The organism is Zobellella sp. DQSA1, assembly GCF_041950555.1.
Classification (GTDB): domain Bacteria; phylum Pseudomonadota; class Gammaproteobacteria; order Enterobacterales; family Aeromonadaceae; genus Oceanimonas.
The window spans coordinates 3,786,983-3,808,491 of record NZ_CP169531.1 but is presented as its reverse complement, the minus strand read 5'-3'; the positions used below and the strand labels follow the sequence as shown (position 1 = coordinate 3,808,491).

Below are 21,509 nucleotides of genomic sequence, written 5' to 3'. Positions count from 1 at the left end.
TCCCATGCTGTATGTAAATGATCAATTTTTTGATGAAGCCCATTTCGTCGCGGCTTCCCGCCGCTTTGCCACCCTGCCGGCCCTGGCCGGCTGCCGGCGTTATCGTTACGCGGTGTGCCTGCCGGCGACGGCGGACTGGTTGGCGCTGTTCTTCTATCTGCGCGAGGCGGGCGGCAGCGTGCTACCCCTGCATCCGGAGCTGCCGCGGGAGGCGGCCCGGCGACTGGCCCGGCGCGCCGGTTGCCATCGCCTGTTCTATCACGACCTGGAGGCGGAAGTGCTGGAAGGCGGCATCACCCCGTCCCCCGGCGGCGAGCTGCTGCAGATGAGTTCCGGCACCACTGGCGAGCCCAAGTGCATCGCCCGACGCTGGAGCAGCATCGATGCCGAGCTGGACAGCTATGTGCGTGCTTTTCGTGAGCCCGAAGCGATGACGGCGGTGATCGCCTGCCCGGTAACCCACTCCTACGGCCTGATCGCCGGCCTGCTGGTGGCGCTGCGCCGGGGGCAGGTACCGGTGGTCGTCGACAACCTTAATCCCAAATACCTGCTGCGGCGGCTGCGCGAGGTGCCCAAGCCGCTGCTGTATTCCTCGCCGGCGATGCTCAATACTCTGTGCCGGCTGCTGCCCAGGGGGGAGCGGCTGCATGCGGTGATGACCTCGGGCACCGTGCTGCCTGGGCCCTGGTTCCAGGCCCTCAAGGCCGGCACCGAGCATCTGTTCCAGCAGTATGGCTGTTCCGAGGCCGGCTGCATCGCCATCAACCCGGCGGTGGGCGCGGCCACCGATATCGGCGTTGTGCTGCCCCACCTGACGCTGGTTGGTGCGCCTGGCCCCGCGGCGCCGGCGGAGCTGGTGTTCGAAGGCGAGGACGGCCTCATCCATACCCGGGATCTCGGTTACCGCCGGGCCGACGGCATGCTAGTGTTCGTCGCCCGGCTCGACGACACCATCAATGTGGCGGGACTGAACGTTTATCCCCAGGAGGTGGAGGACGTGGTGATGGCGATGGACGGCATCCGCGACGCCGTGGTGCTGCGCAAGGCCGATCCCTTCGCCGGCGAACGGGTCTGCCTGCTGTTCAGTGCGGATCGGGCGGTGGCGCCCGCCGCCCTGCGGGACTGGTGCCTGGACCGCCTGGGCCGCCACCAGATACCGGCGGAGATGGTGCAGGTGCGCGACATCGCCCGCCAGGCCAACGGCAAGATTAGCCGGCGCGAGGTGGCGGCCCGGCTCGAGGCCGGCGAACTGGCCCTGACCGAGACCGGGGAGGGCTGATGGAGCCGCAACTGATCATCACCGCCATTCACCGGGTGTTGCACGATACCCTGGCTCATCCGCACCTGGCCGGCTTCGGCCCAGAGGCACGGCTCAACGAAGATCTCTATCTCGACTCGGTACAGGTGCTCCAGTTGCTGATGCACCTGGAGCTGGACTGGGGCTTTTGCATACCGGAAGACGCCTTCAGCCGGGACGACTTCGAAACCGTCGCCGGCCTGGCCGCCTTTCTCGGCCGGCACCACGGGGCCGGAGATCCACCCAGCCCGCCGGCCCCGATCGGGGTGGGAGTGCACGGCGAGGACTATGTCGATATCAAGGTGCACTGTTTCGTCAGCTGTGTCTGCGACGCCCTCAAGCAGGCGGGCGTCGATCACCGGCCCTATTACTTTTCGGTGTGGGATGCGGATTTCGCCATCGAGCCGGGCTGGGTACTGAACTACCACGCGCCCTCGATCAACCACGACTTTTTCCGCTACTGGTTTGAGCGGCTGTACGGCGTCCGGCTGCAGCAGTGGTACCGGCCGGAGGATAGCAAGGCCGACAACATCGCCACCCTGTGCGAACTGGTGGCACGGCGGCCGGCTACCGGTTCGGTGATGGTGATGCTCGATCTCTACCAACTGCCGGAACGGGAGAACAAATTCAACCAGAATCCCTTCCCGCACTATGTGCTGCTGGAGGCCACCGAAGATCCGGACATGTGGATGATGCGTGACCCGGACTACCGCTGGGAGGGCGAACTGCCGCGTGCGCGTATCCTGCAGGCGGTGGATCAGCCTGCCGTGGCCGGCGGCTGGTGTTTCGATCGCCGGCTGGCGCGGATGCCGGCCCCGGCGTTGGTGCGCGACTACTTTCTGGCCTGTTTCAGGCCCGGGCACAACGAGCTGACCGACGGGGTCCGGCGCATCCTCGGCGCCCACCTGAACAGCACCGACGGGATTCGTCTGGGCGAACTGGGCCATGCCCTGCGCGAGCTACCGGTGATCTCGATGCGCAAGTACGCTTATGAGCACGGCTTCGCCTTCTTCTGGCGGGAGCTTGGGCTGGCGGACGCCGACTTCGAATACTGGTGCGAACAGATAGAAAGCCTGATCCAGGGGTTCAAGGCGCTGCATTACCAACTGATGAAGTTGGGCCAGAGCGGCGATTCCGGCCTGGTGCCGGCCATCGAACGCCGGCTCGACCAGTTGGACAAGATCGAGTTCCGGCTCAAGCGCCGGTTGGCGGCGGTGTTTGCCGACTGGTGCGCCCATCATGGCCTGGCGCCGGCAACGGCCGCCGGCGTTCTCGAGACCAGACTGGAGGCGACCCTATGAAACTGGCACTGTGCACCATTACCTTTCGTCATCAACTGATCTCGCTGGCGGAGCTGGCGATCTGGGCCCAGGCTAACCAGTTCCAGGGCATAGAGCTGTGGGGCGTCCATGCCCGCAACCTGGCCGACCAGCCGCACTACAACGGTGACTGGCTGGCGGCCTTCGGGCTGGAGGTACCCATGCTCAGCGACTACCTGCCGACCGAGGGACCGGCGCGGGCCATACGGCAACAGGCTCAGTCCCTGTGCGCCCTGGCCCGGCACTGGCGGGCACCACGTATCCGTACCTTCGCCGGCCGCCAGGGCAGTCGGGACACCTCACCGGCGGAGCGGGCCGTCATCGTGGCCAGCCTGCGGGAGCAGAGCATCATCGCCGCGGATCATGGCCTGGCGCTGCTGGTGGAAACCCATCCTGGCACCCTGGCGGATGGGGGCGAGTCTACCCTGCGGCTGCTTGAGGAGGTGGATCATCCGGCGTTCCGGCTCAATTTCGACACCCTGCATGTGTGGGAAGGAGGGGACGATCCGCAGGCCCTGCTGCGCCGGCTTCGCCCCCATGTGGATTACTTCCACCTCAAGAATGTGCGATCACGCGGCGAACTGGCGGTGTTCAACCCGGCCAATGTCTATGCCGCCGCCGGCAGCCGCGAGGGCATGGTGCCGCTGTTCGAGGGACAACTGGACTATCGGGCCTTCCTGGCCCCGCTGCTGGAAGAACCGGGAGTGGCGGCCTCCCTGGAGTGGTTCGGACACGACAGCTTCGAGGTATTGCGCCGGGATCGCCGGGTCATCGCCGGCCTGGCCCGGCAGACCCGCTCGTTGGCCGCCTGCGGATAAGGAGGAAGGATGCGGCAGAACCCGGTGATTACCGATGCCATCATGCTGGCGATGGGGGAGGACCGCTTCTCCTGTGCGCTGATGCTGCGCCTGCGGCAGGGCGGGCACGCCCCCGTGCTCTGTCCCATTCCGGATACGCTGGCGGCGCTGGACGGCCGTGAGCCGCTGCTGACGGTGGTATGCCTGCCCGTTGGGGAAGCGGGGCCGGCCCTGTTGCACCAGTTCCGCCAACTGAGCGGCCGACCCTTGCTGGCGATCGAAGCCTCCGGTTCGGCGGCGGGGCGTATTGCCGCCCTGGCCCGGGGCGCCGATGACGTGCTGTCCGCGCCAGCGGATGTGGAGGAATGCCACCTGCGCATTCTGGCCCTGCTGCGCCGCTACCCGCCGGGCCCGGGCCTGCCTGCCCGGGTACTGCAGGCGGACAGCCTCAGCCTGGAGCGCCAGCAGATGCGGGTGACCGTCGATCAGTCGCCGGTGGCCCTGACCCCCATCCAGTTCCGACTGTTGTGGATCCTGGTGGCGCACCGGGATCAGGTGCTGGACAAGCCCTTCCTTTACCGCCAGGTGCTGGAAAAACCGTTCAGCGCCGACGATCGCAGCCTGGACATGCACCTGTGCCGGGTGCGGCGCAAGCTGGCGGAGGCGGGGCTGGCGCCGGAGCGGCTGAAGACGGTGCACGGTCGGGGCTACGGCTTCAGCTGAACGGCACCGGCGACCATTGTAAGAGACATTAACCGGTTTAGTGACAATAGTGAGAATAAGCAAGCATATGGAAATCGCTATCAATAAATAGGTGTTTATTCCCAATGACTAAATAGCTGTTCCGGAGAGTCGATCAATCAAGACCGCGGGGGGACCGCCAAGCAGACCCTCTGTGCCAGGGATGGCCCCAAGGAGGAGGGCAAGGCGTGTCTGCGTGCGGTGCCCGCGGCCCAGACGCAAAGTACCCATTACACCGACATGGACCATCGCCTGTAGTGCCGCCACCGAGGCGCGGCTCGAAAAACTGAAGGCGGTGATCACTATCGTTTCGCCCGCCGCGATCAACTGGTGCTCGGCTGGCCGTCCTGACTCAGGGGGTAACATCCCGGTCGATCGGCTGCTGCAGCGAAATCAGGGTCTCGGTGGACTGGATTTCGTCGATGGGCTGCAACCGGTTGATCAGCACCCGCTGCAGTTCGTCGATGGAGCGGGTCATCACCTTGATGAAAATGTTGTAATGACCGGTGGTGTAGTAGGCCTCCACCACCTCCTCCAGCTGTGCCAGCTTGGCCAGCGCCTGGGGGTAGTCCCGGGCGCTCTTCAGGATGATGCCGATAAAACAGCAGACATCGTAGCCCAGTTTTTTGGGATTCACCTGTACCCTAGTACCTTCGATGATGCCCGCCTGCTTCATTTTTTCTACCCGTACGTGAATGGTGCCGGGGCTGACCTCGAAGCGTTTGGCCAGCTCCGCGTAGGGCACCCGGGCGTTGTCCATCAGTGCCATCAGGATGGATTTGTCCAGATTATCGATCCGGTAATGAAAGTCGCCTTTTTCCATGGAATTATGATTATCCTGCAGTTTTAGCCGTTGTTTTTGATGAATGTAGATTAAAAGTGGAGATTTTTCTACATGATATTGAATTCCTGGTTCGCCTCCCTGATTATCCTGCAAAACCAATCAGCAAGCCCAGGTGGGATGAGATGAAGCAAGCCTATATTGAACGCCAACGCCAGATCCGTTTCGTGAAGGAGTATTTCTCCGGTCAACTGGCCCAGCAACTGAATCTGCTGGAGGTGCAGGCCCCGATTCTCAGCCGCCTCGGCGACGGCATGCAGGACAACCTGTCCGGCTCCGAAAAAGCGGTGCAGGTGAAGGTGAAGAGCATCCCCGCCGCAACCTTCGAGGTGGTGCACTCCCTGGCCAAATGGAAGCGCCATACCCTGGCCCGCTTCGGCTTCGAGCCGGGTGAGGGTATTTATACCCACATGAAGGCACTGCGTCCGGACGAAGACCGGCTGAGCCCTATCCATTCCGTCTATGTAGACCAGTGGGACTGGGAGCTGGTGATGACCGCCGAAGACCGCCATGCGGATTTCCTGGCGGCGACCGTCAAACGTATTTACGGCGCCATCCAGCGTACCGAACAGGCTGCCGCCGCCGAGTTCGGCCTCACCCCTTTCCTGCCGGAGCACATCCAGGTGCTGCACGCGGAAGAGTTGTTGGCTCGCTATCCGGATCTGGACGCCAAGGGACGGGAGCGGGCTATCACCAAGGAGCTGGGGGCGGTGTTCCTGGTGGGCATCGGCGGCAAGTTGAGCCATGGCGAGATCCATGATGTTCGTGCCCCGGACTACGACGACTGGTCCAGCGAAGGCAGGGACGGCCTGGCCGGCCTGAACGGCGATATCCTGGTGTGGAACCCGGTGCTGGAAGATGCCTTCGAGATTTCTTCCATGGGCATCCGTGTGGATCAGGATGCCTTGCGCCGCCAACTGGCCCTGACCGGCCATGAAGACAGGGCCGAACAAGAGTGGCATCAGGCGCTGCTGGCGGGAGAGCTGCCCCAGACCATCGGCGGCGGTATCGGCCAATCGCGGCTGGCCATGCTGCTGTTGCAGCTCGGCCATATCGGTCAGGTACAGTGCGGGGTCTGGCCTGCAGCCCTGAGCGAATCGGTCGACGGCCTGCTCTGATCCTTTGTCACTTCGGCTTTTTTCACAACAAGAAGGGCGCCTCGGCGCCCTTCTTGTTGCTGCCGGCTCAGTAGGTGGCCTGGCAGGTTTTCAACTGATTATTGAGAAAGCTCATCACCTGGTGGCGGGTCACTATGCCGATGACCTTCTTGCCTTCGACCACCGGATAGAGCTTAGGCTTGGCGCCCCCCATGATGCGGGCCAGTTCGAATACATCGGTATCCGGGGTGACCGTCAGCGGTTCGGTGCGCATCAGGTCGCTCACCTTGGATCGGCTGTCACAGTGATAGTTGGCGTTGATCAGGGCGGGGATGCAGTCCTGTTCCGACAGGAAGCCGATAATGTGTCGCTGGGGGGTTACCACCGGCAGACCGCTCAGGCCGGACTCCAGCATTCGGTCCAGCGCCTCGGAAATTGACATGTCCGCTGTCAGCATGGGTAGGCTGTGTCGCATAATTTGGTTTACTGTTGCCATGGCCATTCTCCTTAAGTACTTGATAAGCCGAGTGTGGCATCCTTTTTATCGGTGATCCAATCGGTGCTGCCTGGATGATTGATAGCCTCCGTCTCGACTCCTTATCAGCATAGCGTATTTTAGTGGCGGGATAACGACGGGAGTGATCGGGAGAAGGCTGCTCGAGACGATTGTATTAAAAAAGAGACACTTTAACTGTTTGTTTATATTGATAATTTTCTTTTCGATGGGAAATGTGTCTCTTTATTGCAACAGTTTCAAGGGGGTGAATCGCTCGGCAATTTATTAAGTTGTTGAATATAAATAATTTTGTGTTTTTGGCCCTGAATTTGCTTGTTATTGGGTGTCTGATACTGCCGCCCCCGCGGCATGAGAGTGTGTCGGACGTGCAAGGATGCACATTCTGTACTTCTTTTAATACCGGTCGTCTCCCGACCGGTTTTTTTTATCTGGCGCGGCGGCGCTTTTGTTATCCTGTTCCCCTCTGTGGTCGACGAGTATGTGGATGATGTCAAAAGCGGTCAGGGGCTTTGCCCCCCGTTCCCTGCTGAGGTTGGTGCTGATTGCCTTTACCCTGGTGCTGTTGCCGCTGATCCTGCTGGTGATCCAGAACAGCCGCAGCCTGGAGCAGGTGATCCTGCTGGCTCAGGACGGCATCGAGAGCGCGGTGGTGGATACCCGGCGCGCATCGGACATGAATGATCTGGCGCTGGATATGGAACGGACCATTCGCCGCTATGCGGTGCTGGAGAATCCTGAACTGCGGCTGTCTTATCTGCGCCTGCTGGAGCGTTATCGGCAGGAGCTGGAGAACCTGCTGAAGGTGATAGAGGCGGGGGCACTGGCCGACGAGTTGCAGCAACAGCTGGTCTACCTGGTGGATCTGGCCCAGGCCAGTGGCGAGCAGATCCGCGAGCAGGTGGTGGTGTTCGACGTCTTCAACCAGGGGACATTGGCGTTGGACAAGCTGACCCGGGAGCAGATCGATGTGCGTATCCAGCAGGTGCGGGAACACGTGATTCAGGTGCGTCAGCAGCTGTGGGCACTGAGTGCGGCCCTGGGTGGCGCCAGCCTGCTGCTGGTGTTGCTCTTTACCTACCTGATCATCCGCCCGGTACGCCAGCTGGAAAGCCGTATCCTGAGCCTGGGGGCGGGCATCGAGCCGGACGAACGTCCGATTCGGGGGCCGGCCGAACTGGTGGAGCTGGGGGAGCGGTTACAGTGGCTGCACCAGCGGCTGCGGGAGCTGGAAGCGCAGAAGCTGCAGTTCCTGCGCCATCTCTCCCATGAGTTGAAAACCCCGTTGGCCAGCCTGCGGGAAGGGGCCGACCTGCTCGCGGAGAAGGTCACCGGGCCGCTCACTCCCGAGCAGGAAGAAATCTGCGAGCTGCTGGTGCACAACAGCTATCGCCTGCAGGGACTGATCGAACAACTGCTCGATTACAACAGGGTGCAGCAGGTACAGGTATACCAGGAAGCCGTGGCGGTGCGCCCCCTGCTGGAGCAGAGCCTGGAAGCCCATCGCCTGACCATTGAAAACAAGGCGCTGCGGGTCAGCCTGGATCTGGATGAAGCCCCCCCCCTGGCGGATGGCCACCGGCTCAAACTGGTGTTGGATAATCTGATCTCCAATGCGGTAAATTACGGGGATGTTGGTGGCCAGATCCGGATTGAAGCCAAGGCGCTGACCCAGGGTTATTACCTGAGTGTCGCCAATAGCGGACAGCCCATACCCGAGCGGGACCGAGAGCGGATTTTCGAGCCCTTTGTACAGGGCAGCCAGGAGCGCAAGGGGGTGTTGAAAGGGTCTGGTATTGGATTGAGTATTGCGCGGGAGGCCGCCGTCAGCATGGGAGGGCGGCTGACGCTGAATGCCTCGGTGGCAGATCTGGTCTGTTTTGAACTCTCTCTGCCCAGGAGCACGGATAAAGGAATCATAAATGACTAGAGTATGGGTGTGTGGTGTGTTGGCTCTGAGCCTGGCCGGGTGTGCGCTGCCCTATTCGCTGCCTCAGCAGCGGCAACCCGAGCCGGTTTGGAGCCCGGCCGCCAGCGGTGACGAACTGCATGACTGGCTGGAGCTGGCCGCTACCGTCATGCAGAGTAGCGATGCCGAGCGGCAGCGGAAGATCCAGGCGCTGCATCAGGCCAGGGGCGAAGATGAACTCAGGCTGGCGTTGTGGCTCAGTCATCCGAGGGCGAGCGCCGGCCAGCGCCAGCAGGCGCAGCAACTGCTCCGACAACGGCTGCCGGGGGTCAACACCCGGTTGCAACAGTTTTTCTCGGTCTACCAGGGCTATAACCAGGAACTGCTGGGCCTGAATCGGCAGTTGGGTGAACGGCAGCAGCAGGTCAACAGCCTGACGCAGAAGCTCAACGAACTGGCGACCATCGACGAGCAGATTAATGAACGCAGATATCAAGAGTCGGCGCAATGAAGCGTAAAGCCAAGATCCTGCTGGTGGACGATGATGCCAGCCTGCTGAAACTGCTGGGGTTGCGGCTCAAGAGTGAAGGCTTCGTGGTCAATACCGCCACTTCCGGTTCCGAAGCGCTGGAATTGCTGGAGCGGGACAGGCCCGATCTGGTACTGAGTGACCTTAAGATGGATGGCATGGATGGCCTGGCGCTGTTCGAACGCATTCAGCGTAGCCATGTAGGGCTGCCAGTGGTGATCATGACTGCACATGGCTCCATTACCGATGCGGTCACCGCTACCCGTTCCGGGGTGTTCGGCTTCCTGACCAAGCCCATCGACAAGGAAGCCCTGCGCAAGACCATCAACGAGGCGCTGTCGGTGTCGTTACCGGCCGATGACGACGAGTGGCAGCACAGTATCCTGACCCGCAGCCCGGCGATGGCATCGGTGCTGGAGCAGGCGCGGCGCATAGCACCGCTGGATATCAGCGTGCTGATCACCGGGCCTTCCGGGGCCGGCAAGGAACTGATGGCCAAGGCGCTGCACGATGCCAGCCCGCGCCGGGATTATCCCTTTATTGCCCTCAACTGCGGGGCCCTGCCCGAGCAGTTGCTGGAGTCGGAACTGTTCGGCCACGTTAAGGGGGCCTTTACCGGTGCCATTTCCGATCATCCCGGCATTTTCCTGGCCGCCCAGGGGGGCACCCTGTTTCTGGATGAAGTAGGAGACATGCCGCCTTCGCTGCAGGTCAAGCTATTGCGGGCCCTGGAGCAGCAGGAGGTCAGGCCGCTCGGCAGCACCCGCAATATCAAGACCGATGTGCGCATTCTTTCCGCCACCAACCGGGATCTGGTCACCGCCATGGAGCAGGGGCAGTTCCGGGAAGACTTGTTCTACCGTCTGAATGTGGTGAACCTGCGGATGCCGTCCCTGCAGGAACGACCGGAAGATATTCCCCTGCTGGCGCGGCACTGTCTGGAACAGATTAAACAGCGTCATGCCACCCAGGTGACCGGTTTTTCGCCCGATGCGCTGGCGATGCTGGCGGCGGCGAGCTGGCCAGGCAATGTCCGGCAACTGCTTAATGTCGTGGAGCAGGCGGTGGCACTGGCATCGGCTCCGGTGATAGGACCGCAAGCGCTCGAGAGTATTCTGGCGGGCAACAGCGATCATTTTCCCACCTTTAATGAAGCCCGGGCGGAATTCGAACGGGTGTACCTCAACAAGGTACTGCGTATGACCGACGGCAATGTGACCCAGGCGGCGGCGCTGGCCGGGCGCAACCGTACCGACTTCTACAAGTTGCTCAATCGCCACGGTATCGAGGCCGGGGCCTACAAGGACAAGGGTGACTGACGAAAGTTTTCCGTACTTGTGGCGCTCCTTGTATAGAACCCGATGGTCATGACGGAGCCCGAATGCGGATTAACATCAAGAAAAAATCAGCACTGAGCGAAAACCGGGTCACCCCGGAAGCGATCTATAAGCAGCGTCGGCAGATTCTGCAGGGGCTGGGACTGGGGTTGGGCGCGGCGGCGTTGAGCGGCCCTGCCAGCGCCAGCCTGCTCGGCAACCTGCTGGGTGGCAAGCCGGAGGCGGGGGAGCCGGCCGTGCCCCTGCCGTTCGAGCGGCCCAGCGGCCATAGGCCGGATTTGCCGCTCACCGCCGAGAAAGTTGCCGCCAGCTACAACAATTTCTATGAGTTCGGTACCGACAAGTCGGACCCGGCACGCCATGCCCGGGACTTCAAGACCCGTCCCTGGACCCTGTCCATCGGGGGGGAGGTGGCCAGGCCCCAGACCCTCGATGTCTGGGCCTGGATGGAAAAACAGCGATTGGAAGAGCGTATTTACCGGCATCGCTGTGTGGAGGCCTGGTCCATGGTCATTCCCTGGCTGGGGGTGCCCCTGGCCGCGATCATCCAGGCCGCCGAGCCCACCGCCAAGGCCAGGTACGTGGCCTTCGAGACCCTCTACGATCCCGAGCAGATGCGTGGCCAGGCTTCCCGCTTCCTGGGGGGAGGCATCGATTATCCCTATGTGGAAGGGTTGCGGCTGGACGAGGCCATGCATCCCCTTACCCTGCTGACGGTGGGCATGTATGGCAAGACGCTGCCGCCCCAGAACGGTGCCCCGGTGCGGCTGGTCGTACCCTGGAAATACGGCTTCAAGGGCATCAAGTCCATCGTTCGCATCACCTTGACCGAACAGGAGCCGCCCACCACCTGGAACCGGCTGGCGGCCCATGAATACGGCTTCTATGCCAACGTCAACCCGAGCGTGGATCACCCGCGCTGGAGCCAGGCCAGTGAACGAGTCATCGGGGAGGGGGGCCTGTTCGGCAGCGAGCGTCAGCCGACCCTGATGTTCAACGGCTACGAAGAGGAGGTGGCCTCGCTCTACCGAGGCATGGATCTGAGGGCCTTCTACTGATGAAGCTGACTGCCAGAGGGCTGCTCCGGGTGAAGGCGGCGCTGCACGGGGCCGCCTTTCTGCCCCTGTTGTGGCTGCTGTGGGCGATGCCCGCCGGCCGCTTCAGCGCCGACCCCGTGCCCGAGTTGCTGCAGTACCTGGGCGACTGGGCCCTGCGCCTGCTGTTGCTGACCCTGTGCGTCTCGCCCCTGGCCAAGGGGCTGAAGGCGGGCGGGCTGGTCCGGGTGCGGCGGCTGCTGGGGCTCTGGTGCTTCGGCTATGCCAGCCTGCACCTGCTGGTGTGGCTGGGGCTGGACCTGCAGCTGGCCTGGGGGCAAATCGGCGCCGAGATCCTGGAGCGCGGCTTTATCACCCTAGGCATGATGGCCTGGCTTATCCTGCTGCTGCTGGCGGTCACCTCCACCCAGGGCTGGCAGCGGCGGCTGGGGCGACGCTGGCAGCAGCTGCACAACGGCGTCTACCTGGTAGCCTTGCTGGTGCCGGTGCATTTCTGGTGGGCGGTCAAGTCCGGCTGGATGGAGCCGGTCCTCTACCTCGGACTCAGCATGGCGCTGCTGTGGTGGCGACGGGACAAGCTGGGGCGCTGGTGGCAACGGGCTTACCAGGGCCGGCGGCTTTAGGCTACACTGGCGGCTGTTTCTATCCAGCACCGGAGTATCGAATGGACGACCAGTTGTGGGCATTGTGTTTTCTCGACGAGGGTGTGGCCCTGTCGGTGATCAGCCGCAAGGAAACCCGTTGCCAGTGGCTGTCCGGTGAGGATCAGGCCCGTCACTATGTGCTGCACGACTATCTGCATCATGTGGCCGAATTGGGGGAGCTGGATGAAGTCCAGACCGCGGTGGCCCGAGAGCGTTTCGAACTGCTGATGGAACAGTACCCGGATCCCGAGACCCTGGTGGAATATCTCAACGATCTTACCGCGGGCCTGACCCGTATCGTCTGGTTTGGCCCGTTGTATGCCTTGGCCGAGGACTACGGCGACTTTGCCCTGGCCCTGCGCGCCCATTACTGGGACGAGTATGGCGAGGGTGAGGAGGATCCGGCCACGCCGGTACCGGAGGACGACTGGCCCTACCTGGTCGAGGCCATGGACGATTTCCTGCTGCAGGGCGACTATTGATGCCGGCCCTGTCCTGCTGTTAACCTGTGTTTCCATACAGCAACCTGACTCCGCCATGATCCTCTATATCGCCGAAAAGCCCAGCCTGGGCCGGGCCCTGGCCGAGGTGCTGCCCAAACCGCACCAGAAGGGTGACGGTTTTATCCGTCTGGGCAACGGCGACGTGGTGAGCTGGTGCATCGGCCATCTGCTGGAGCAGGCCCAGCCCGACGCCTATGATCCCGCCTTCAAGCAGTGGCGGCTGGAGCATTTGCCCATCATTCCGCGGGACTGGAAGCTCGAGGCCAAGGCCAAGACCCGCGGCCAGTTGGCGGTGCTGAAAAAGCTGCTGAAGCAGGCGGAGGGCATCGTTCACGTGGGGGATCCGGACCGCGAAGGGCAACTGCTGGTGGACGAGGTGATCAGCTACTGCGGGGTGCCCGCGGCCAGGCGGGAGGCGGTACAGCGTTGTTTGATCAGCGATCTCAACCCCAATGCGGTGAAAAAGGCCCTGGCCGCACAGCGCCCCAACCGGGAGTTCGTGCCCCTGTCGGTATCGGCCCTGGCCCGCTCCCGGGCCGACTGGCTCTACGGTATCAACATGAGCCGGCTGTGCACCATCCAGGGGCGGAGCCAGGGCTATCAGGGAGTGCTGTCGGTGGGCCGGGTACAGACCCCGGTGCTGGGGCTGGTGGTGCGTCGGGACCGGGAGATAGAAGCCTTCGAGCCCAGACCCTACTACGAGGTGTTGGCCCTGCTGCAGACCGACAGCGGCGAGCGGTTCAAGGCCAAGTGGCAACCGAGCGAGGCCTGCCAGCCCTGGCAGGACGAAGAGGGCAGGGTGTTGTCCCGGGCCCTGGCGGAAAATGTGATCCGGCGCATCGGCGGCCAGCCGGGGCGAGTGCTCCGGGCCGAGCGGCAGCGCCAGCGGCAGGCGCCGCCGCTGCCCTATAACCTCTCGGCCCTGCAGATCGACGCCGCCCGCCGCTTTGGGCTCAGCGCCAAGCAGGTGCTCGATGTCTGCCAGGCCCTGTACGAACGGCACAAGCTCATCACCTATCCCCGCTCCGACTGCCGCTACCTGCCGGAGGAGCATTTCTCCCAGGCCGGCGCCGTGACCGGGGCCCTGGCCCGGGTCTGTCCCGAACTGGCCCCGGCGCTGGCGGCGGCGGATCTGTCCCGGCGCGGCAAGGCGTGGGACGACAAGCGGGTGGAGGCCCACCACGCCATCATTCCCACCGCCCGGGCCATGGACGGGGACCGGCTGTCCGCGACCGAACGCCACATCTATTATCTGGTCGCCCGTCAGTACCTGGCCCAGTTCTATCCGCACTGGGAATACGACGACCGGCGGCTGGAGATCGACATCGCCGGCGGTCGTTTCCTGGCCCGTGCCCGCCAGCAGGTGCAACCGGGCTGGAAGACGCTCTTCGCCCAGCCGGACAAGCGTGAGCCGGAGGAGGATCCCGAACTGCAGCCCGCCCTGCCCGAACTGCGGCAGGGGGACTCGCTCCTGTGTCTGGAAGGCGAACTGCTCGACAAGCTGACCCAGCCGCCCCGTTATTTCACCGACGCCACCCTGCTGTCGGCCATGACCCACATCGCGCGCTACGTCACCGACCCCGGGCTCAAGAAGATACTGCGCGACACCGATGGCCTGGGGACCGAGGCGACCCGGGCCGGCATCATCGAGCTGCTGTTCACCCGTGACTTCCTGCGCCGGGAGGGCAAGCAGATCCGCGCCACCGGGGCGGGCCGGCAACTGATCAGCAGCCTGCCCGAGGTGGCCACCACCCCGGACATGACCGCCCGCTGGGAGGCCTCGTTGGATGACATCAGCCGCAAGGAGGGCAGCTACCAGGCTTTTATGGCGGAGCTGGAGGCGGTGCTGCCGACCCTGATGAGCCAGGTCAGCCCCGCGGCCTTCCACGGCCTGAAGGCCGCTCCCGCCGGCAAGCCGCGGCGGGCATCGCGGCGACGCAGAAAGGCTTAGCTGCGCAACTGGCCGTCCCAGTCCCGGTGGTTGAACACCTGTCCCCGGGCGCGCACCTGCTCCAGAGCGTCGAGATCCAGCCGGGCCAGCACCCAGCCGGGTTGTTCGGGCCGGCCCATGGCCAGCACGCCGTCGGCGGGATAGCCGTAATCCACCGGGGTGTAGATGGCGGCCCGGCCGGTATTGACGTCGACCGCCTCCGACCAGGGTGCCAGCCCTATGGTGGGGGATTGGGCCACGAAACACTGGTTTTCCAGGGCCCGGGCCTGGCTGCCGATCCTGACCCGGTTGAAGCCGGCTTCGGTATCGGTGCAACTGGGCACCAGGATCAGCCGGGCGCCGGCCTCCACCTGTCGGCGTACGAGCAGCGGGAACTCGCTGTCGTAGCAGACGGCGACGCCCACCTTGCCGAAGGCGGTGTCCAGCACTTTGATGGTCGCGCCCGGACTGATGTCCCACTGCTCCCGTTCGAAGCGCGTCATCTGCAGCTTGTCCTGCCAGTCGTGGCCGCCGTCGGGACGGAACAGATGGGCCCGGTTGACATAGCGGCCGTCTTCTCGCCGGACGGGAAAGGTACCGGCCAGGATATGCAGGCCGTGGCGCCGGGCCTGGCGGGAAAAATAGCCGAGAAAGCCGGGCAACAGAGCCTGCATGGCCTCCAACTGGCGCTGCAGGGAGCGGTAGACACCTTCATCGAACAGGGAGGCCAGCTCCATGGAGAAGTATTCCGGCAGCAGCAGGAAGTTGGCGCCCTGGTCGAGCGCCTCTTCCAGCAGCCGATCCAGCTTCTGTTCGAAACGCCCCCAACTGCCGAGGAAATCGATGGGATACTGGGCACAGGCCAGGGTGAGGGCGGGAGTCATGGCTGCACCTCCAGGGTTTTGAGATAAAACTGCATGGGTTTGTCGGTCTCCTCCGCCCGGTCTCTGTCCTTCCAGCGGAACCGGGTGCTCAGCCCGACAACGGGGTGATAGCCGAAACGGGCCCAGACCTCGGTGAGGGGACGGTAACCGGCCGGCTTCAGGGGATGATCGTCGGGGCGCACCACGGCGCAGAAGGCGGCCCGGGTAAAGCCCAGGCTATTGGCATGGGCTTCCCGCCCCCCGAAGAAGGCGCGGTACAGGCCGAGGCCCCGATAGTCCGGCAGCAGCACCGACTCGGCGCAGTAGAAGATGTCCTCCACCGCCAGCCCCTGGGCCAGGAAGGGAGCCTTGAACTCGTCCACCTCCCGGGCCAGGGGCAGGCCGGTGGAGGCACCCACCACCTTGTCGCCGTCCAGGGCCAGCAGACAGAGGCTGTCCTCGCACTGCAGATAGGGGGCGAGATAGGCCATCTCGTATTCCGGGCTGCCGTCGTAAAGGTAGGGGTAGTCCCGGAACACCCGGATGCGCAACTCGGCCAGGGCGTTGAGCCAGGGGGCCAGGCCGGCTCCCCTGGCCGCTTCCATGCGAATGGAATCCTTCATCCGCCGACCTGGGCGATCCAGTCGTTCAGGTTGTAGTAGTTGCTGATCCGCGCCACCTTGTTTTCCCGGATCTCGAAGAAGGCGCCGGCCGGCAGCCGGTAACGCTGACCGCGGGCCTCGGGCAGCCCCTGATCCGTATGCAGGTATTCTCCCAGCACCACGAATTCGGCGGCGGCCCGGCTGCCGTCCTCGCTGACCATGATCTGGATATCGGTCAGTTGTTCCCGGTAGTGGCGGTTCATGCGCGTCATGAAGTCGGCGAAAGCGGCCTTGCCGGTTTCCCGCCCGCCCTGGTTGATGTCGTGGATCACCTCGTCGCTCAACAGGCCGAGGAAGGTCTCCATGTCACCGTTGTTGAATGCCTGGTAATAATCGCGGATCAGTTGGGTGTTTTGCTGCGTGCTCATTTTGCTTCAGCCTCGGTTGACGAAAGGGCTTTCGATTTCAGGTCAAAACGACGGCAGGATCAAGGCGGCTTTGCCCCACAGTTGGTAAATCACTTTTACTCCTGGGTAAAGGCGGTGCTGGATAATGGCCGGTTAACCCGGATGCCGTCTTGAGGTACACTGAAGCCGCCTTTATTCAGGATATTTCATCATGTCGACGAGCCCGGTGTCCCTGTTTCCCTTCAATACCTTTGGCCTTGCCCAGCATGCCCGCACCTTGGTGGTGCTGGAGCGGCGCAGCCAGTTGCCCGAGCTGTGGCGGTCATTGCGAGAAGCGCTTCCCCTCTTCGTGGGGGAGGGCTCCAACCTGTTGTTCACCGCTCCCTTCGAGGGCACCGTTGTGGTCAACCGGCTGAAGGGCATCGCCGTCAGCGATGCCGGCGATGCCTGGCTGGTACGGGTAGAAGGCGGGGAGTGCTGGCATGAACTGGTGTGCCGGACCCTGGAACGCGGTATGCCGGGGCTGGAAAACCTGGGCCTGATCCCGGGGACCGTCGGCGCAGCCCCCATCCAGAACATCGGTGCCTACGGGATCGAGCTGGCACAATTTTGCGAGGCAGTGGAGAGCTTCGACTGGGATAGCGGCGAAATCCGTCACTGGACGGCGGCCGATTGCGCCTTCGGTTACCGGGATAGCGTGTTCAAGCACGCCGCCCGCCGCCATCTGATCCTGAGCCTGACCCTGCGCCTGCCCAAGGCCTGGCGGCCGGTGCTGGGCTATGGCCCCCTGGCGGAGCTGGGGGAAGCGGCCAGGCCGGAGCAGATCTTCGAACGGGTGTGTGCCACCCGCCGAGCCAAGCTGCCGGATCCCCGGGTACTGGGCAACGCCGGCAGTTTCTTCAAGAACCCCAAGGTGGGAGAAGCCCAGGCCGAAGCCCTCAAGCTGGCCTGGCCCGCCTTGCCGGTTTATGCCGCCGAACCCGGCCTGGTCAAGCTGGCCGCCGGCTGGCTGATCGAGCAGGCCGGACTCAAGGGTACCCGCCAGGGCGGGGCCGGGGTACATGAGCGCCAGGCCCTGGTGCTGGTCAACCTGGGCGGCGCCACCGCCGAGGATATCGTCCGGCTGGCGGCCCTGGTGCGGGAGCGGGTGGAGCAGCAGTTCGGGGTCCGCCTCGAGCCCGAGGTGCGCATGATGGGGCCCCGGGGGGAAACCAACCTGGACGAGGTGCTGGCATGTCTGAACTGACGCCGCTGCGGGAAAACCTGCTGCGGATGCTGGCCGACGGCCAGTTTCATTCCGGCGAACAACTGGGGGAAGCGCTGTCGATCAGCCGGGCGGCGGTAAGCAAGCATGTGCAGGCGTTGAAGGGGCTGGGGCTGGATGTGTACAGCGTGAGCGGCAAGGGCTACCGGCTGGCGGTGCCGCTGCACCTGCTGAATGAGTCCCTGCTGAGCCGGGCCCTGGCCCCGGGTCGGGTCGAGGTGGTGCCGGTGATCGGTTCCACCAACCAGTACTGGCTGGAGTCCATCGCCCGCCTGGAGAAGGGCGATGTCTGCCTGGCAGAATGCCAGACCGCGGGCCGTGGTCGACGGGGACGGCCCTGGGTGTCCCCTTTCGGCGGCCAGTTAATCCTGAGCCTGTACTGGCGGCTGGAGCAGGGCATGGCGGCAGCCATGGGGCTCAGCCTGGTGGTGGGTATCGCCGTGGTCGAGGCGCTGGCGGAACAGGGCTTTGACGGGGTGCAGTTGAAATGGCCCAACGATCTCTACCTGAACGGCCGCAAGCTGGCAGGCATACTGGTGGAGATGTCCGGTACCGCCGGCGGCCCCTGCCACCTGGTGATCGGCATGGGGCTCAACCTGCTGCTGCCCAAGTCTGAGCAGGGGCGAATCGATCAGCCCTGGGCCGAACTGTCCGATATCGGTGACATCCAGGATCGCAATGCGCTGGTGGTTGCCCTGGTCAGCTATCTGCATCGTTATCTGGCCTTGTTCGAGCGGGAAGGCATCGCCGCCTTTCGCGAACAGTGGAACCGCCTGGATTACTTCAACGGCAAGCCGGTGCGGGTGCTGATGGGGGAGCAGGAGGTGAACGGCATAGCCCGGGGCATCGATGACCAGGGGGCGCTGCTGCTGGAGCTGGACACGGGGGAGAGCAGGCGTTTCCTCGGTGGGGAAATATCGCTGCGCGGAACCGGTGGTTGAGCATCATGAGGCGTGAGGCGGAGGCCCTCACGCTTCACACCTCACGGCCTGAAAGGTTCACTTTTTCAGCCAGACCTGCTCCACCTCGTGCTGCCTGCCCTTGGTAAGGATCAGCTCGGCCCTGTCCTTGGTCGGCAGTATATTCTGCTTCAGGTTTTTGTAGTTGATTTCCTGCCAGATTCGGCTGGCAACAGTGACCGCCTCCTCTTCACTGAGCTGGGCGTAGTGGTGGAAGTAGGATTCGGGATCGGTGAAGGCGCCGGAACGCAACTTGAGGAAGCGCTCCACATACCAGGTTTTCAATAGCCGCTCGTCTGCATCCACGAAAATGGAAAAATCGACGAAATCGGAGACGAAGACCCGATGCGGCTCGTGGGGGTAATCCATGCCACTCTGCAGTACATTCAGCCCCTCGATGATAACGATGTCCGGCTGCTCTACCACCGCTTCCTGATCCGGCACTATGTTGTACACCAGGTGGGAGTAAACCGGCGCCGTGACCCTGGGTTTACCCGACTTGATGTCGGACACGAATTGCACCAGGCGGCGGATATCGTAAGACTGGGGAAAGCCTTTCTTGCGCATCAGGCCGCGTTGTTCCAGTACCTGGTTGGGATAAAGAAAACCGTCGGTGGTCACCAACGCGACCCGCGGATGCTGGGGCCAGCGCTCCAGCAGGGCCTGCAGAATGCGGGCCGTGGTGCTTTTACCCACCGCCACAGAGCCGGCGATACTGATCACATAAGGAACATGATGGGGGTCTTTGCCGAGAAACTGATCCAGTACCCGGTTGCGCCTCTGCTTGGCCTTGATGTAGAGGTTGAGCAGTCGGGAAAGAGGCAGGTAGATGTCCCTCACCTCGGCCAGGGACACCTTGTCGTTAATCCCCTGCAGGCGCTTGAGCTCCGCCTCACTCAGGGGCAGTTGCACGGCATCGCGCAATTCTGACCAGGTTTCGCGGGAAAAGGCCAGATAGGGTGAATAGTTATCTATCTTCATCGGAATGTCCTGTGAGTCGCCCGGCGACGATACACCATGGTTTGGTGATGAACAAGGCGACATTCGGCTACATCCCGGTCGTCCCGAGGAGGGGCAGCCAGCCAGGGCTGGTCTGGAAGGGCGGTGTTGTCAGGGTTCTGATGTTTTTTTACGCGCTTGGCGCGGGCGAAGTGAAAAACTTGCGGTAAGGTATTGCATCCAGCCGCCGGCATGCCCTAGAATTCGCCTCGCTCGTGTGCCGGCATAGCTCAGTTGGTAGAGCAACTGACTTGTAATCAGTAGGTCGAGGGTTCGACTCCTTCTGCCGGCACCATTAAAATCTGGAGGGGTTCCCGAGTGGCCAAAGGGATCAGACTGTAAATCTGACGGCTCTGCCTTCACTGGTTCGAATCCAGTCCCCTCCACCAGTTTCCAGTGTTCGTCTTCGGCGGGTACTGAAAAAAGCGGTTTGAGGTAGTTTAAGTAAAGAAAACCGCGGGCATCGTATAATGGCTATTACCTCAGCCTTCCAAGCTGATGATGCGGGTTCGATTCCCGCTGCCCGCTCCAGTGCTGATATGGCTCAGTTGGTAGAGCGCACCCTTGGTAAGGGTGAGGTCCCCAGTTCGAATCTGGGTATCAGCACCACTTCTTTGCCCAGGCACCCTCAGACCTTTTTTGTTATATACTTCCTACTTGCGACTCGCGTGGTATAGCTCACCACCCAACCAGTTAGAGGGACGAGCATGTCTAAAGAAAAATTTGAACGTACAAAACCGCACGTTAACGTCGGCACCATCGGCCACGTTGACCACGGTAAAACGACCCTGACCGCTGCCATCACCAACGTCCTGGCCAAGAAGTTTGGTGGCTCTGCCCGCGCGTTCGATCAGATCGACAACGCTCCGGAAGAAAAAGCCCGTGGTATCACCATCGCCGCCTCTCATGTTGAGTACGACACCGAAATCCGTCACTACGCTCACGTTGACTGCCCTGGTCACGCCGACTATGTGAAAAACATGATCACCGGTGCTGCCCAGATGGATGGCGCCATCCTGGTTGTAGCCGCCACCGACGGTCCCATGCCGCAAACCCGTGAACACATCCTGCTGGCTCGCCAGGTAGGCGTACCTTACATCGTTGTGTTCATGAACAAGTGTGACATGGTTGACGATGAAGAGCTGCTCGAGCTGGTAGAAATGGAAGTGCGCGAGCTGCTGTCCGAGTACGACTTCCCGGGCGACGACATCCCGGTTATCCAGGGTTCCGCCCTGAAAGGTCTGGAAGGCGATGCCCAGTGGGAAGAGAAAATCATCGAGCTGGCCAACGCCCTGGATACCTACATCCCTGAGCCCGAGCGTGCCATCGACGGTGCCTTCCTGATGCCGATCGAAGACGTATTCTCCATCCAGGGTCGTGGTACCGTGGTCACCGGCCGTGTTGAGCGCGGTATCGTGAAAGTGGGTGAAGAAGTGGAAATCGTGGGTATCAAGGATACCACCAAGACCACTTGTACCGGCGTTGAAATGTTCCGCAAACTGCTGGACGAAGGCCGTGCCGGCGAGAACGTGGGCGTACTGCTGCGTGGCACCAAGCGTGAAGATGTTGAGCGTGGTCAGGTTCTGGCCAAGCCCGGCACCATCAAGCCGCACACCAAGTTCGAGTCTGAAGTATACGTGCTGTCCAAGGAAGAAGGTGGTCGTCACACCCCGTTCTTCAAAGGCTACCGTCCCCAGTTCTACTTCCGTACTACTGACGTGACCGGTACCATCGAACTGCCGGAAGGCGTCGAGATGGTTATGCCTGGCGACAACATCAAGATGGTGGTCAACCTGATTGCTCCCATCGCGATGGAAGACGGTCTGCGCTTCGCCATCCGTGAAGGTGGCCGTACCGTTGGTGCCGGCGTGGTAGCCAAAATCATCGAGTAATAGCGCTTAC

At 62.7% G+C, this 21,509-nt stretch carries 21 protein-coding genes and 4 tRNA genes; 19 read left to right on the top strand and 6 right to left on the bottom strand.

Annotated features, from left to right (window positions below; all coding sequences use genetic code 11):
• Positions 1-4: 4 nt before the first annotated feature.
• From ACEVBK_RS18115 to ACEVBK_RS18100, 4 genes are read left to right on the top strand one after another with little or no spacing between them, the layout of a single operon-like run.
• A complete protein-coding gene (locus ACEVBK_RS18115) occupies positions 5-1,279 on the top strand; it encodes an AMP-binding protein (protein WP_375056281.1) in 1,275 nt (424 codons plus the stop codon).
• A complete protein-coding gene (locus ACEVBK_RS18110; protein WP_375056280.1) occupies positions 1,279-2,598 on the top strand; it encodes a DUF6005 family protein in 1,320 nt (439 codons plus the stop codon). Before ACEVBK_RS18115 ends, ACEVBK_RS18110 begins: the two co-directional genes overlap by 1 nt.
• The gene (locus ACEVBK_RS18105; RefSeq protein ID WP_375056279.1) at positions 2,595-3,434 is read left to right on the top strand and encodes a sugar phosphate isomerase/epimerase family protein; all 840 of its coding nucleotides are present in this window, start codon (positions 2,595-2,597) and stop codon (positions 3,432-3,434) included. The genes ACEVBK_RS18110 and ACEVBK_RS18105 overlap by 4 nt, the downstream gene beginning before the upstream one ends.
• Positions 3,435-3,443: 9 nt before the next feature.
• The gene (locus ACEVBK_RS18100) at positions 3,444-4,136 is read left to right on the top strand and encodes a winged helix-turn-helix domain-containing protein (protein ID WP_375056278.1); all 693 of its coding nucleotides are present in this window, start codon (positions 3,444-3,446) and stop codon (positions 4,134-4,136) included.
• Positions 4,137-4,506: 370 nt separating this feature from the next.
• Here the strand turns inward: ACEVBK_RS18100 and asnC are convergent, their stop codons facing one another.
• On the bottom strand, positions 4,507-4,977 hold the full coding sequence (gene asnC, locus ACEVBK_RS18095) for a transcriptional regulator AsnC (RefSeq protein WP_106730955.1): 471 nt from the start codon (positions 4,975-4,977) through the stop codon (positions 4,507-4,509).
• 143 nt (positions 4,978-5,120) lie between these two features.
• Between asnC and asnA the strand changes: the two genes are divergently transcribed.
• The gene (gene asnA / locus ACEVBK_RS18090) at positions 5,121-6,113 is read left to right on the top strand and encodes an aspartate--ammonia ligase (RefSeq protein WP_375056277.1); all 993 of its coding nucleotides are present in this window, start codon (positions 5,121-5,123) and stop codon (positions 6,111-6,113) included.
• Positions 6,114-6,180: 67 nt separating this feature from the next.
• On the opposite strand, the gene ACEVBK_RS18085 is transcribed toward asnA, so the two are convergent.
• Positions 6,181-6,567 carry a CBS domain-containing protein gene (locus tag ACEVBK_RS18085; protein ID WP_375058604.1) on the bottom strand — a complete coding sequence of 129 codons (387 nt, stop codon included), beginning with the start codon at positions 6,565-6,567 and terminating at the stop codon, positions 6,181-6,183.
• A 526-nt stretch (positions 6,568-7,093) separates the two neighbouring features.
• On the opposite strand from ACEVBK_RS18085, the gene ACEVBK_RS18080 reads away from it, so the two are divergent.
• From ACEVBK_RS18080 to ACEVBK_RS18050, 7 genes are all read left to right on the top strand, one after another.
• Positions 7,094-8,536: a sensor histidine kinase gene (locus tag ACEVBK_RS18080; RefSeq protein ID WP_375056276.1), complete on the top strand. Its 1,443-nt coding sequence runs from the start codon at positions 7,094-7,096 to the stop codon at positions 8,534-8,536.
• Entirely contained in the window at positions 8,529-9,026 is a 498-nt protein-coding gene (locus ACEVBK_RS18075; protein ID WP_375056275.1) for a hypothetical protein, read from the top strand. The genes ACEVBK_RS18080 and ACEVBK_RS18075 overlap by 8 nt, the downstream gene beginning before the upstream one ends.
• A complete protein-coding gene (locus ACEVBK_RS18070) occupies positions 9,023-10,363 on the top strand; it encodes a sigma 54-interacting transcriptional regulator (RefSeq protein ID WP_375056274.1) in 1,341 nt (446 codons plus the stop codon). The genes ACEVBK_RS18075 and ACEVBK_RS18070 overlap by 4 nt, the downstream gene beginning before the upstream one ends.
• 68 nt (positions 10,364-10,431) lie before the next feature.
• A complete protein-coding gene (gene msrP / locus ACEVBK_RS18065; RefSeq protein WP_375058603.1) occupies positions 10,432-11,439 on the top strand; it encodes a protein-methionine-sulfoxide reductase catalytic subunit MsrP in 1,008 nt (335 codons plus the stop codon).
• Positions 11,439-12,059 carry a protein-methionine-sulfoxide reductase heme-binding subunit MsrQ gene (msrQ, locus tag ACEVBK_RS18060; protein WP_375056273.1) on the top strand — a complete coding sequence of 207 codons (621 nt, stop codon included), beginning with the start codon at positions 11,439-11,441 and terminating at the stop codon, positions 12,057-12,059. Before msrP ends, msrQ begins: the two co-directional genes overlap by 1 nt.
• A 41-nt stretch (positions 12,060-12,100) precedes the next feature.
• Entirely contained in the window at positions 12,101-12,562 is a 462-nt protein-coding gene (locus ACEVBK_RS18055; RefSeq protein WP_375056272.1) for a hypothetical protein, read from the top strand.
• Positions 12,563-12,617: 55 nt separating this feature from the next.
• Positions 12,618-14,534, top strand: a complete 1,917-nt coding sequence (locus tag ACEVBK_RS18050; RefSeq protein WP_375056271.1) for a DNA topoisomerase III — start codon at positions 12,618-12,620, stop codon at positions 14,532-14,534.
• On the opposite strand, the gene ACEVBK_RS18045 is transcribed toward ACEVBK_RS18050, so the two are convergent.
• From ACEVBK_RS18045 to ACEVBK_RS18035, 3 genes are read right to left on the bottom strand one after another with little or no spacing between them, the layout of a single operon-like run.
• Positions 14,531-15,397, bottom strand: a complete 867-nt coding sequence (locus ACEVBK_RS18045; RefSeq protein ID WP_375056270.1) for a carbon-nitrogen hydrolase family protein — start codon at positions 15,395-15,397, stop codon at positions 14,531-14,533. The genes ACEVBK_RS18050 and ACEVBK_RS18045 overlap by 4 nt on opposite strands.
• Complete coding sequence (locus tag ACEVBK_RS18040) at positions 15,394-15,999, bottom strand: GNAT family N-acetyltransferase (protein WP_375056269.1); 606 nt, start codon at positions 15,997-15,999, stop codon at positions 15,394-15,396. Before ACEVBK_RS18040 ends, ACEVBK_RS18045 begins: the two co-directional genes overlap by 4 nt.
• On the bottom strand, positions 15,996-16,406 hold the full coding sequence (locus ACEVBK_RS18035; RefSeq protein WP_375056268.1) for a ketosteroid isomerase-related protein: 411 nt from the start codon (positions 16,404-16,406) through the stop codon (positions 15,996-15,998). Before ACEVBK_RS18035 ends, ACEVBK_RS18040 begins: the two co-directional genes overlap by 4 nt.
• A gap of 190 nt (positions 16,407-16,596) precedes the next feature.
• Between ACEVBK_RS18035 and murB the strand changes: the two genes are divergently transcribed.
• Positions 16,597-17,631 carry a UDP-N-acetylmuramate dehydrogenase gene (gene murB, locus ACEVBK_RS18030; protein ID WP_375056267.1) on the top strand — a complete coding sequence of 345 codons (1,035 nt, stop codon included), beginning with the start codon at positions 16,597-16,599 and terminating at the stop codon, positions 17,629-17,631.
• On the top strand, positions 17,619-18,590 hold the full coding sequence (birA, locus tag ACEVBK_RS18025) for a bifunctional biotin--[acetyl-CoA-carboxylase] ligase/biotin operon repressor BirA (protein WP_375056266.1): 972 nt from the start codon (positions 17,619-17,621) through the stop codon (positions 18,588-18,590). The genes murB and birA overlap by 13 nt, the downstream gene beginning before the upstream one ends.
• Positions 18,591-18,647: 57 nt before the next feature.
• Here birA and coaA read toward each other — a convergent pair whose 3' ends face one another.
• Positions 18,648-19,589, bottom strand: coding sequence for a type I pantothenate kinase (gene coaA / locus ACEVBK_RS18020; RefSeq protein WP_375056265.1), 942 nt, complete (start codon positions 19,587-19,589; stop codon positions 18,648-18,650).
• A gap of 237 nt (positions 19,590-19,826) precedes the next feature.
• Here coaA and ACEVBK_RS18015 point away from each other — a divergent pair.
• The 5 genes from ACEVBK_RS18015 (at position 19,827) to tuf (ending at position 21,499) form a co-directional block, all read left to right on the top strand.
• A tRNA-Thr gene (locus tag ACEVBK_RS18015) sits at positions 19,827-19,902 on the top strand.
• 9 nt (positions 19,903-19,911) lie between these two features.
• Positions 19,912-19,996, top strand: a tRNA-Tyr gene (locus tag ACEVBK_RS18010).
• A 67-nt stretch (positions 19,997-20,063) separates the two neighbouring features.
• Positions 20,064-20,138, top strand: a tRNA-Gly gene (locus ACEVBK_RS18005).
• A 2-nt stretch (positions 20,139-20,140) separates the two neighbouring features.
• Positions 20,141-20,216 (top strand) — tRNA-Thr (locus tag ACEVBK_RS18000).
• Positions 20,217-20,314: 98 nt separating this feature from the next.
• On the top strand, positions 20,315-21,499 hold the full coding sequence (tuf, locus tag ACEVBK_RS17995; RefSeq protein ID WP_375056264.1) for an elongation factor Tu: 1,185 nt from the start codon (positions 20,315-20,317) through the stop codon (positions 21,497-21,499).
• Positions 21,500-21,509: the final 10 nt, after the last annotated feature.